Origin of the sequence: Paenibacillus sp. JSM ZJ436, from assembly GCF_044383795.1 — a bacterium.
GTDB classification, from domain to species: domain Bacteria; phylum Bacillota; class Bacilli; order Paenibacillales; family Paenibacillaceae; genus Paenibacillus_AQ; species Paenibacillus_AQ algicola.
Genome location: NZ_JBISEO010000011.1, coordinates 128229 through 139088, shown reverse-complemented (window position 1 = coordinate 139088; position 10860 = coordinate 128229). Strand labels below are relative to the sequence as shown.

Here is a 10860-nt window from a genome sequence, read left to right as displayed (position 1 = left end):
TCTGATTTCTTGAATAATGGCAAATTTCTCTGAGGCACTCCGCTCTATTTTTCTGGACACAAAAAATGCTCCCCTCACGAAAACAGGTTTTATTATTTCACCTGTCTACCGTAAAGGGAGCATATCATTGGCTGTTTAGAGCTATTATAGCTTCACGGCTGCGTTCTTCATGATGGCCGGTGCAGGTATAGCTTCACGCTCACGCTGAATGCTGACGCCCGCAGCCTCCGGTGAGCCTTGCTGCAGCTGATACATGTTAAAGTATTTGCCGCTCTGTGCCATCAGCGTATCATGAGAGCCCTGTTCCACAATTTCACCGCGATGCAGAACGAGGATCTGGTCTGCATTTCGAATGGTCGAGAGGCGATGGGCAATGATAAAGGTAGTTCGGCCCTGCTTCAGCACCTCCAGCGCCTGCTGAATGATCGCCTCGGTTTCGGTATCAATATTGGCTGTGGCTTCATCCAGAATCAGGATCGCCGGATCGAAGGCGAGGGCGCGGGCGAATGAAATGAGCTGCCGTTGTCCGGCAGACAGCGTACTCCCTTTTTCGATGACGGGTTCGTCAAATCCGAGCGGGAGATGGCTCAGCAGCCGGTCGGCTCCGACCGCCCTTAACGCCTGATCCACCTGTTCCCGGCTAATCCGCGGATCACCGAGACTAACATTGCTGGCAATGGTGCCTGTAAAGAGATAAGGGTCCTGCAGGACAATGCCCATATGCTGGCGGAGCCACTGCTTCGGAATTTCCGTGACCGGCTTTCCATCAATCGTAATGCTGCCCTTTTGCGGATCATAAAATCGGAACAACAGGTTAATAATCGAGCTTTTGCCGGAGCCGGTATGACCGACGAGCGCCACGGTTTGGCCCTTGGCTGCCTGGAAGGAAATATTCTTCAGCACGTAATCCTTTTTGTAGGCAAAGGAGACGTCTTTGAATTCAACATCCCCCTGATATCTTGGCATGGAGCCGTCCGTCACGGCTTCGCCGGGCTCATCCATGAGCTCGAAGGCTCTTTTGGCAGATACGATGGAGGAGTCCAGTGCAGCAAGCTGGTTGACCATTCCGGTAATCGGCTGGAACATCCGGCCCATCAGATCGACGAAGGCGTACAGCACCCCGATCGAAATGATACCCGTTGCGGACAAGGATGCAGACCCGAAATACCACAAGATGACGACGAGCGCGATGTTTCGCAAGACGTTAACCAGATTGTGCGTCGTCAAGGAGTTCAGATTCAGCATTTTGTTCTGATGAGCCATATAATCGCGGTTGAGCTCCTCAAATTCCTCGCGGGTCGCTTTCTGACGGCGGAATACCCGAATGATCGGCATGCCTTGGATGGATTCATTAATAATGGCGTTAATTTCACTCAAGCGCGAGCGAATTACCACATTGTAACGGGTGGCAAATCTCCGGTAAAGCACAATCCAGATGAGAAGCATCGGAATAATAAACAGGCTGATTAAGCCAAGACGCACATCCAGCAGGAACAAGGCAATGTACACACCAGTAATGTAGACGATGCCGGACGCAAAGTTAGACAGCACGGCAACGAACAAATCCTTCACGGCTTCGGTGTCATTGGTAACGCGGGATACGACCTTGCCGGCCGGCAGATTGTCGAAATAATGGACAGGCAGGCGCTGAATATGGGCATAAACGTCAGTGCGCAGCTTCTGAATGACACGGTTGGCTGCCGACTGCATCCAGAAGGTACGAGTAAAGACGGCCAGCATGGAAATGAATATGGCAACCATAAACAGTCCGACCAGCTTGTAAACGCCGGGCAGCTCCGGCTTGTAAAAGCTGAACAGCTCGCTTGTGCTCAGCTTGACGGCAGGATAGCTTTGTGTGGAATCGCCGTACGTAATGCTCATAATGCCGTTCTGAAAGGAGCGGCTACCTTCGGCCCGTTCTACGGGCTCGTTAATGAAATAAAAGCTCGTTCCGCTCTGCAGCAGCCGTACCTCTGCACCGCTGTTTTCTTCGGCGCTTAATCGGTCTGCTCTTTTATAGTAAGTGCCTTGATATAGTGCGGCTCCTTCCGGGGAGTCGGTTTCGTAATAGGGCTGCTCAATGCCGAGCACGTGCTCGTCGATCATCGTCTTGGCGATGAACGGTCCGGCCAGCTCGGCGGCGACACCGATGGCGAGCATGAGAAGCGCTGCGATAAACGTTCCTTTGGCTGTCAGCGCGTAGCGGAAGAGACGTCTGGCTATTCCGGTCGTATTGGGTATGGATTGAGATTGGTTTCCGCTCAAGCAGAACACCTCCTAGGATGAAAGATGATTTTCGAGCTGCTGCCGTTCATATTGCTCCCGGTACCAGCCGTTGGCTGCAAGCAGCATTTCATGCGTACCCTCTTCGGTAATGGCTCCGTCCTCCAGTACAACAATCCAGTCTGCATGCTGGATCGCAGAGAGGCGATGTGTGGAGATGAGAGTGGTTTTGCCGGAACGCTGGGTCCGGATATGTTCAATGATTTTGGCTTCCGTACGGGCATCAACGGCGGATAAGGCATCGTCCAGAATGAGGATCTCCGGGTCTGCGATAAAAGCTCTGGCCAGAGACACGCGCTGCTTCTGACCGCCGGACAGCGCGACTCCTTTCTCGCCGACAAGCGTATCCAGCCCGTCGGATAAGGTGTGCAGATCCTGATCGAATGCTGCCGTTCGGATGGCTTCCATAATGGTTTCGTCATCGGCATCTTTTTTGCCAAATTGAATGTTCTGTCTCACGGTCTTGGAGAACAAAATCTGCTCCTGCGGGACATAGCCGATCCAGGCATGCAGCTGCTCCTTAGATAGATTCTCTACCGGTACGCCGGCAAACAGCAGCCTTCCCGTGCCAGCAGGATACTCATGCAGCAGCTGCTTGAGCAGGGTGGATTTACCGCTGCCGGTCCGGCCGACAACGCCAAGGGTCTGCCCTTGTTTCAGCGTCAGCGAGATGTCCTTCAAGTTATCCTCGCCAGAAGAAGGATAGCGGAAGCTGAGGTGGTCAAAGACGACGCTATCCGGTGTGCGAACATGCACAGGCTGCTCCGGCTCGGGCACGTCTGGCTGAACAGACAATGTGCTGTTCACACGGTCCAGGGAGGCGTTCCCCCGCTGCATAATGTTAATAAGCTCTCCGATGGCGAACATGGGCCAGATCATCATGCCCAGATACATGTTGAAGGATACCAGGCTGCCCAGCGTGATCTCGTTCTGGAAAACCATATAAACCCCGTAGGATAGACCGATCACATAGCTGAGTCCAATGGAGAAGTTAATCGTTGGCTCGAACAAGGCATCGACCTTGGCTACCGCCAGATTCTTACGGTAAACATCATCCGTAATGTCCTGAAATTTCTGCTGATCCTCACGCTCCTGCACATAGGCCCGGATCACGCGGACGCCGGCAACCGACTCCAGCACCTGATCATTCATCACGCCGAAGGCATCCTGGGCGGCAGTGTAGCGCTTGTGTATAGCTCTGCCATAGATAACCATACCGACGGCAATCAAAGGAAGCGGCAGAATGGCAGCTAACGTTAACTTCCAGCTGACCAGAAAGCCCATCGCAAACAGGATGACGACCAGGAAGAAGGTTGAGTCGGTCATGACGAGCATGCCTAAGCCCGCTGTAGCAGCGACAGAGCGCAAATCATTCGTGGCCTTGGCCATAAGATCCCCGGTCCGGTTCTTCTCGAAAAAGGGGGGCATCATGCCCAGCAAATGATTCATATAGCGGGTGCGCAGCAAGCGCTCCACCAGATTCGCTCCGCCAAAGATGCGGTGCATCCACACATATGTACAGAGATAAATGACGGCAACAAGGCCGAGAATAAGCAGCAGATATTGAGTCAGCCCTCCCCAGGAAATGGAGCCTGTTACAATGTCATCAATGGCATTACCGAGCAGTAGAGGCGGCAGGAGCTCCAGGCCTCCGCACACAATGAGGAAAAACAATCCGACGAGATATCGTTTCTTCTCCAGCTGAAAAAACCAGCCTAAATTTTTTAAAACGGCAAACATATGATTGGTTCCATCCTTTCATCATCCAAATCAACAAGCTTCTGACGGGTATTTACAGCCAAAAAAAGCATATCCTCCGAAAACCGGATGATATGCTCGGTGTAAACCTATCATGACCACGGAAGTGTATCAACGAACCGCGGCGTCATCGTAGAAGGATACCAGGGCTAAACTGGCGACTTCCGTATGAGTGAAGCATGCAGCGGGGCGTTGTCAATATTCAATTGGTTCACTGTACGGCCAGGATGTGTATACATAACAATGACTGTGTTGAACACTTGGATCGCCCCTTTCTTTAAGATTTGACAATTATTTGAATTCATTTGGTTCGTCTGAATTTTATCACCATGTCTTTCAGAATGTCAAACTTATTTTTTAGCCGCATGACGGGGTCAGGCCTCATTGCGGGTTCACAGCATGTCTTGAAGGCGCCAAAAACATTTGTAACCTCTACATAGAATGCGTTATGATAAACATTATATATGTCAGGTGAGATGGTCAAGGAGAGTGAAAGATATGAGGATCCAAGTCAGTCAAGAAGCCGCTTCCTGGTTTATTCGAGAGCTGGAGCTGCAGGCCGGAGCCAAGGTCCGATTCTTTCCGCGTTACAGTGCAAGCGGAGGGCTGCATCCCGGCTTTACGTTGGGACTGGCTATAGAGGAGCCGCAGCATTCGGGCATCGACGCCAAAGTGAATGATGTTACGTTTTATATGGAAGAGCGGGACCTTTGGTACCTCCGCGGCTTTGACCTTGAGGTCAAATATGAGGAATCACAAGAGGACATTTCGTATACGTATACAGAAGAAGGCGCGGGGCATTAGAGAGCTGCTCTTACAATTCGCGCATTGAAGGGGCAGAGGAGGTTCCGGGTAATGAGCGTGTATAACCGAGATATTCGTCAATATATCGGCCGCAGTGTGGTGTTTAAGATTAAGGCAGCTGTAATGGCAAGGAATGAGGCTGGCGAGGTGTTGCTGCTGAAGAGGCCGGGGCGTGATGTGTGGGGCTTGCCGATCGGCGGGATCAAGCCGGGAGAGTCGATGGAGGAAGCGGCGGCCCGGGAGCTGTGGGAAGAGAGCGGACATCATGCCGGGGAGCTGGAGCTGCTGGATCTGCTGTCCGGACGGGATTATGTGAAGAAGCATGTCAATGGTGATGAGGAATATTACGTCATCGGAGTTTATGCTGCACACGGGCTTAAGAGTGTCATCGATCTGCCGGAGGAAAGCGACACCTCGATGAAATATTTCGCGGGGGATGCGCTGCCCGTCACAGACGGCTTGACCACCCGTATTTTGCACAAGCTGTTAGGGCAGCCTGCCGATAGCTGAATGAAGGCATAAAAAAATCCCCGCAAGGGGAATTTTTTATGTGCCTGAACGCTTACACCTGAGCAGCATCGTCATCCAGGGCAAAGTCAAAATCGTCAATATCAAACACCTGTACAGGCACCTCGGCACTGATCATGCGCTGTATCAGCTCATACTGGTCGGTAAGCAGCGGCACAGATAGCCGGGCAGCGGCGGCCAGCAGCTCGGTTTCCACCGGGTCAAACAATTCGCCGTAGGGTGCATGATCAATCGCATTCATGACGATCACGACCGTTCTTTCGCCGACAGGGATGGATGGACTCTTAGCCCAAGGCGTCTGCAGCGCCTTGTCTATTTTCTTCTTGTTCAGGGGCTCCTCAAAATAATGAATCAGTTCATTGATCTTGGTGCGCACATGCTGGTCATCAGCAGGGGTGTGCATCAAAGGCTCATCGCTGCTGCTGAGCTCGTACAACTCCAAAATGGTGGTATAGGGTATGATATATTCTACCGGTCTGGGCGGGGTCAACAGCTGGCCGTAAATGGCCAGCATCACCGCTTCCGTCACAAATATCGTGCTCATTCTCATCCTCCTGCGAAACACAAGCCGTTTCCAACATGCTTTTTATGAAATACGTTTCAAAAATATCAAAGCATTGACGACGCCAAATGTCAACCTGTACATCGGAATTCACAACCAGAAAGGGGCTGCCGACAGCATTTGAAATCCTGGAAAATTTATTATCCCTTTGTAAAGCCTTACATTAAGTGGATTGTATTTACTTTGTTCATTGGCATGATCAAGTTTACAATTCCGCTTCTGCTTCCTCTCATCATGAAGTATGTGGTGGATGACCTGCTCACCAATTCCACAATGACGCCGCAGGAAAAAATAGAGCAGCTTATGCTCATCCTGGCAGGTACGCTAGTGCTGTTTATCGTCGTGCGGGGACCCGTTGAATATTTAAGACAGTATTTTGCTCAGTATATTACAAGCCGCATCCTGTTCGATATGCGTAATCGTCTGTATGCCCATTTGCAGAAGCTGTCGCTGCGTTATTACCAGAATACCAAGGTCGGCGAGGCTATTTCCCGGTTCATTAATGATGTTGAGCAATCCAAGAACCTGGTTGAGGTCGGCATGATGAACATCTGGCTGGACATGTTTACACTGCTGTTCGTGTTAATCGTGATGTTCTTTATGAACCCGGTGCTGACTCTCGTCTCCATTGCCGTGCTTCCACTGTATGCCATTGCTGTAAACCTGCTTTACAAGCGCTTGAAAAAGCTGACGAAAGACCGCTCCCAGGCACTTGCGGGCATTCAAGCGTACCTGCATGAACGTATTCAGGGGATTTCGGTCATTCGCAGCTTTACTTTGGAGCGCTATGACCAGCACAAGTTCGAAGGCATCAACGGCAATTTTCTGAAAAAAGCAATGGCGCAGACTCGCATGAATGCCCTTACTTTCTCCATCATTAATACGTTAACCGACATCGCCCCGATCCTCGTCATCGGCTATGGCGGATACCGGGTTATTCAGGGAGATCTGACGCTCGGTACGTTCGTCGCGTTCTTCGGTTATTTGGACCGTCTCTATGCCCCGCTGCGCCGATTGATAAATTCCTCCACCGTGCTGACACAGGCTACCGCTTCTCTGGAACGGGTTAAGGAGCTGATGGACGAGCCTTACGATATTGTGGATCAGCCTCATGCGAAGACGCTTCGTACAGCCGGAGATATCCAGTTTGACCGGGTGTGCTTTAAATACAGCACCGGCACGGACTGGGTGCTGAAGGATATTAACCTGCACATTAAGCAGGGACAAACCGTTGCATTTGTCGGAATGAGCGGAGGCGGGAAGTCGTCGCTCATCGGGCTCATTCCCAGATTTTATGATGTTCAGGAAGGCAGGGTGCTCGTCAGCGGGCAGGATATTCGGACGGTATCCCTGGAAAGCCTCCGAAGCTCGATCGGGATGGTGCTGCAGGATAATTTCCTGTTCAGCGGCTCGGTGCGGGAGAATATTATGCTTGGGAACCCGGAAGCCGATGAAGAGTCTGTCATGGCTGCTGCACAGGCTGCAAACGCCCATGAGTTCATCATGAGCCTGCCTTTAGGGTATGACACCGAGGTGGGAGAGCGGGGCGTCAAGCTGTCCGGCGGACAAAAGCAGCGGCTGGCGATCGCTCGGGTGTTTCTGAAGGATCCCGATATTTTGGTGCTGGATGAAGCGACGTCGGCGCTGGACCTGGAATCCGAGCATCTGATCCAGCAGGCATTGCAATCTCTGTCCAGTGACAGAACGACGCTGATCGTCGCTCACCGTCTGTCTACCATTACGCATGCCGATCAAATCGTCGTACTGGAGAACGGTCAAATTACGGAGCAGGGTACCCATTCCGAGCTCATGGAGCGCGAAGGCAGCTATGCCCGATTATATAATGTGCAGCATTTCGATACTGTAAGCTGATGTAAACCTGTTCATACGAAACAGCCTCCACCGCAGACATGATCGCAGGGTGGAGGCTGTTTTGTAATGCAATATGATTCAGGATTTGCCGAGAAACAGCGATAGCAGGCCGGCCGCAATGAGAGGACCTACCGGAACTCCGCGGAATAGCGCAACTCCCAGAACGGTACCGATCAGAAGACCGGCAACAATCGTGGGCTGCGTCCCCATCAGATGGACTCCGCGCCCGCCCAAATAAGCAACGAGCATACCAATGCCGATGGCAAGCAGTGATTTCCAGCTCATAAAGGATTGGAGGATGGTGTCCAGGCTGATCTTCCCGCTGGCTAACGGAGTCATGACGCCAATCGTGAGAATGATGATTCCGAGTGTCAAGCCATGCTTCTCCAGCCAGGGAAAGGCCTGCTGCAGGCCGCTCACCCGAAGCAGCAGCAGCACAATCATAGCGATCGTGATGGAGGTATTGCTGCTCATAATCCCGAGCGCCGCCAGTCCCAGCAAAATTAAAGCGGTCATGTCCATGAACCTTCAAGCTCCTCTCCTGGCCAAGGCCTCATGATTCCGCGGGATGGCCAGCAAGGTGCTCGGCGATGAGGCGGCCATGATATCGTCCGGTCTCAATGAATACTTCATTCGCGTTGCGACCTGAAGCAATGACGCCTGCCACGAATAATCCCGGTACCGTCGTTTCCATCGTATCGGGATTGAACCGGGGCTTCTCCATCTCCTCGTCGAGTTTCACCCCGGAGGAGGCAAGCAGCTGCCGATCCGGGCGAAAGCCGGTTAGTGCCAGCACGAAGTCATTCTCAATGATCTGCTCTTTTCCTGACAGGGAAGAGATGGTCACCTGAGCCTCCTGGATGTCTGTTACGCTGGATTCCAGATGAAGCGCGATTTTCCCCTTATGCACCATGCCTTCAAATAACGGGCGTACCCAAGGCTTGATATTCGGCGAAATTTCACTGCCGCGGTAGACGACACTGACCTTGGCACCGACCCGGACGAGCTCCATGGCGGCATCGACGGCGGAGTTGCTGCCTCCGATAATGACCGTGTTCATGCCGGCATAAGGGTGTGCCTCTCTAAAATAGTGAGATACCTTTTCGAGGTCCTCCCCGGGGATCCCTATATAATTCGGGTGATCAAAGTATCCTGTAGAGATGACGACATTTCGGGCCGTGCGGGTCCCCTCGGTGCCATTACGCTTGCGGGTGCTGACGATAAAGCTGTCGCCTTGCTTTTGGATAGAAAGGGCTTCTTCATACGGGGTGATCGCTAGCTGATAATGCTCGGCTACCCGGCGATAATATGCCAATGCCTCATCGCGGTACGGCTTGTCGTTCGATAGTGCGAACGGCACATCGCCAATCTCAAGCATTTCAGCGGTGCTGAAAAACTGCATATGCGTCGGATATAGATAGATGGAATGCACAAGATTATGTTTGTCAATAAGCTCTGTGGACAGTCCGCGCTTCTGGCATTCGATTGCCGTAGACAGGCCGCAGGGCCCTGCCCCGATAATTAAAACGTCTAGCATGTATGGCTGCGCCTCCTTATGTGATTAGCTATGAGTGGAAACAGTATTATTTATCCTACCGCAAAAAGAGACCGAAATCCAACGGCATCCCTATAAAAAATTTCAAGCAGGCTAAAGTTTTTGTCTTACTATATATTGAACTGGGATTACCTGGAATCAAAATGCATCACTAGATATGGATAAAGTTAGCACTATAAAGCATTTTTCACTGCGGATTGTTGCTCATTTGGGCCCGGTCTGTCCTGTTCTCAAGCGTTTAAGAGCCGGGAAGTACGGTTAAATAAAAAATACCCGCAGTCAGGAAATATTTTCCCTTCCTCCCCCGGTTGATGATCCTAATGTCGCTTTGAATGATGAATGAAAAAGTCAGGAGTGAGAAGCATGTCCATTGATCGCTTTATCTTAAGAAAATTGGGCAGCTGTCAGGAAGCGAACACAACCTTCAATTTACTCAAGCTGTTTCAGATTCGTGTTCTCAAAGCCCAGGCCAAGGAGGAGCAGCGAATCCGCCATGCTTAGCGCGGCGGGGGAGCACCTGCTTCTTCATACAAAAAAAGGCTATCTCTTAGAAAAGAGATAGCGCAAGAGAATCATTTTCGCTTTTGCTGTGAAGAATGGCCTCAGAGCCCTCGATCTCGATGCTGATCAGGGAGTTGAGGCATTTTTTCAGTGCCTTTTTCCCGTTATTGATTTTATCGTCCAGGGCGCTGGTCAACAGCTTTAGAACTTTTTGTACCGGCTGCTTATTATCCGTGGTGAAATATACAGGAACCGGTTTGTTTTGGAACATAATTAGCATTTTCATGTGATCACCTCACGAAAATATAGTTTCATGATAGTTGCATTATAAACGTCCAAACTTAAAATAACCTTAAAATGAGATATTTAATCACCAACCTATGGCTGTACGTGACATTTTTGTGAATGAGCCGCCAGGGACCGGGGCGAACTTCAGAAATATTGCATATTTTTGCTGTCTGAATTGATTTATATAGTAAAATAAGGGTGAATGGATGAATATGGACTGGATTTCCCTGTTTCAATATTTACGCTGGTGCTTTTGAACTAGGGCGATAGAAATTGTATAGGGAGAAAGGAATATGACACAAATTGACAGGGTAGACTCACTGATGATATAGTTACAACAATGTAACCAATTAAATATAATGCAGAAGGGGTGGCATTCCTGCATGATTTTGACGGTAGTCAGCGGACGCAGAAGAGATGAGACCTTTGATATAGATGTACCTGACAGCTGTACCGTCCATCGTCTAAACGAGCTGCTCGGACTCCGGCTGTTTCAGGAGCTGCCCGAGGCGGGCGTACAATATATATTGGAAGCCAAATTTCCGGAGGGACTATGGTTTCAGGTTCAGGAAGGAAGCAGCCTCGTCGAGGCAGGCCTTCGGGAGGGCTCATACATCCGCCTGCAGCGGGCATTTTCAACAACGCTGGAAACCGCCCCGGTATACGGACGAAGAAGCTTGTTCCAGGAACCGTGAGGATGTAATGAAGC

The 10860-nt window shown here is 50.9% G+C and carries 11 protein-coding genes; 5 read left to right on the top strand and 6 right to left on the bottom strand.

Annotation, left to right across the window (positions count from 1 at the left end; all coding sequences use genetic code 11):
* Positions 1 to 144: 144 nt before the first annotated feature.
* Together ACH6EH_RS14815 and ACH6EH_RS14810 are read right to left on the bottom strand one after the other, a co-directional pair.
* Positions 145 to 2265 carry an ABC transporter ATP-binding protein gene (locus tag ACH6EH_RS14815; RefSeq protein ID WP_397332892.1) on the bottom strand — a complete coding sequence of 707 codons (2121 nt, stop codon included), beginning with the start codon at positions 2263 to 2265 and terminating at the stop codon, positions 145 to 147.
* A 12-nt stretch (positions 2266 to 2277) separates the two neighbouring features.
* Positions 2278 to 4023: an ABC transporter ATP-binding protein gene (locus ACH6EH_RS14810; RefSeq protein ID WP_397332891.1), complete on the bottom strand. Its 1746-nt coding sequence runs from the start codon at positions 4021 to 4023 to the stop codon at positions 2278 to 2280.
* A gap of 516 nt (positions 4024 to 4539) precedes the next feature.
* Here ACH6EH_RS14810 and ACH6EH_RS14805 point away from each other — a divergent pair.
* Entirely contained in the window at positions 4540 to 4845 is a 306-nt protein-coding gene (locus ACH6EH_RS14805; RefSeq protein WP_138226034.1) for a HesB/YadR/YfhF family protein, read from the top strand.
* 51 nt (positions 4846 to 4896) lie between these two features.
* Positions 4897 to 5355 (top strand): NUDIX domain-containing protein, encoded by a 459-nt coding sequence (locus ACH6EH_RS14800; protein ID WP_397332890.1) that lies wholly within the window; start codon positions 4897 to 4899, stop codon positions 5353 to 5355.
* A 52-nt stretch (positions 5356 to 5407) separates the two neighbouring features.
* On the opposite strand, the gene ACH6EH_RS14795 is transcribed toward ACH6EH_RS14800, so the two are convergent.
* Entirely contained in the window at positions 5408 to 5917 is a 510-nt protein-coding gene (locus ACH6EH_RS14795; RefSeq protein ID WP_138226032.1) for an ADP-heptose synthase, read from the bottom strand.
* Positions 5918 to 6055: 138 nt separating this feature from the next.
* Between ACH6EH_RS14795 and ACH6EH_RS14790 the strand changes: the two genes are divergently transcribed.
* Positions 6056 to 7807 (top strand): ABC transporter ATP-binding protein, encoded by a 1752-nt coding sequence (locus ACH6EH_RS14790; protein ID WP_397332889.1) that lies wholly within the window; start codon positions 6056 to 6058, stop codon positions 7805 to 7807.
* Positions 7808 to 7885: 78 nt separating this feature from the next.
* Here ACH6EH_RS14790 and ACH6EH_RS14785 read toward each other — a convergent pair whose 3' ends face one another.
* Positions 7886 to 8329: a DUF441 domain-containing protein gene (locus tag ACH6EH_RS14785; protein WP_397332888.1), complete on the bottom strand. Its 444-nt coding sequence runs from the start codon at positions 8327 to 8329 to the stop codon at positions 7886 to 7888.
* 31 nt (positions 8330 to 8360) lie between these two features.
* A complete protein-coding gene (locus ACH6EH_RS14780; RefSeq protein ID WP_397332887.1) occupies positions 8361 to 9344 on the bottom strand; it encodes a YpdA family putative bacillithiol disulfide reductase in 984 nt (327 codons plus the stop codon).
* A gap of 381 nt (positions 9345 to 9725) precedes the next feature.
* On the opposite strand from ACH6EH_RS14780, the gene ACH6EH_RS14775 reads away from it, so the two are divergent.
* Positions 9726 to 9863, top strand: a complete 138-nt coding sequence (locus ACH6EH_RS14775) for a hypothetical protein (RefSeq protein WP_397332886.1) — start codon at positions 9726 to 9728, stop codon at positions 9861 to 9863.
* A 46-nt stretch (positions 9864 to 9909) separates the two neighbouring features.
* Here the strand turns inward: ACH6EH_RS14775 and ACH6EH_RS14770 are convergent, their stop codons facing one another.
* A complete protein-coding gene (locus ACH6EH_RS14770; RefSeq protein WP_138226028.1) occupies positions 9910 to 10149 on the bottom strand; it encodes a hypothetical protein in 240 nt (79 codons plus the stop codon).
* Positions 10150 to 10534: 385 nt separating this feature from the next.
* Between ACH6EH_RS14770 and ACH6EH_RS14765 the strand changes: the two genes are divergently transcribed.
* Positions 10535 to 10846 (top strand): hypothetical protein, encoded by a 312-nt coding sequence (locus ACH6EH_RS14765; protein WP_397332885.1) that lies wholly within the window; start codon positions 10535 to 10537, stop codon positions 10844 to 10846.
* The last annotated feature ends 14 nt before the right edge of the window (positions 10847 to 10860 follow it).

Coding starts and splice junctions, on each gene's coding strand:
- ACH6EH_RS14810 (WP_397332891.1), bottom strand. CDS start 4,023: ATGTTTGCCGTTTTAAAAAATTTAGGCTGGTTTTTTCAGCTGGAGAAG.
- ACH6EH_RS14805 (WP_138226034.1), top strand. CDS start 4,540: ATGAGGATCCAAGTCAGTCAAGAAGCCGCTTCCTGGTTTATTCGAGAG.
- ACH6EH_RS14800 (WP_397332890.1), top strand. CDS start 4,897: ATGAGCGTGTATAACCGAGATATTCGTCAATATATCGGCCGCAGTGTG.
- ACH6EH_RS14795 (WP_138226032.1), bottom strand. CDS start 5,917: ATGAGCACGATATTTGTGACGGAAGCGGTGATGCTGGCCATTTACGGC.
- ACH6EH_RS14785 (WP_397332888.1), bottom strand. CDS start 8,329: ATGGACATGACCGCTTTAATTTTGCTGGGACTGGCGGCGCTCGGGATT.
- ACH6EH_RS14780 (WP_397332887.1), bottom strand. CDS start 9,344: ATGCTAGACGTTTTAATTATCGGGGCAGGGCCCTGCGGCCTGTCTACG.
- ACH6EH_RS14775 (WP_397332886.1), top strand. CDS start 9,726: ATGTCCATTGATCGCTTTATCTTAAGAAAATTGGGCAGCTGTCAGGAA.
- ACH6EH_RS14770 (WP_138226028.1), bottom strand. CDS start 10,149: ATGAAAATGCTAATTATGTTCCAAAACAAACCGGTTCCTGTATATTTC.
- ACH6EH_RS14765 (WP_397332885.1), top strand. CDS start 10,535: ATGATTTTGACGGTAGTCAGCGGACGCAGAAGAGATGAGACCTTTGAT.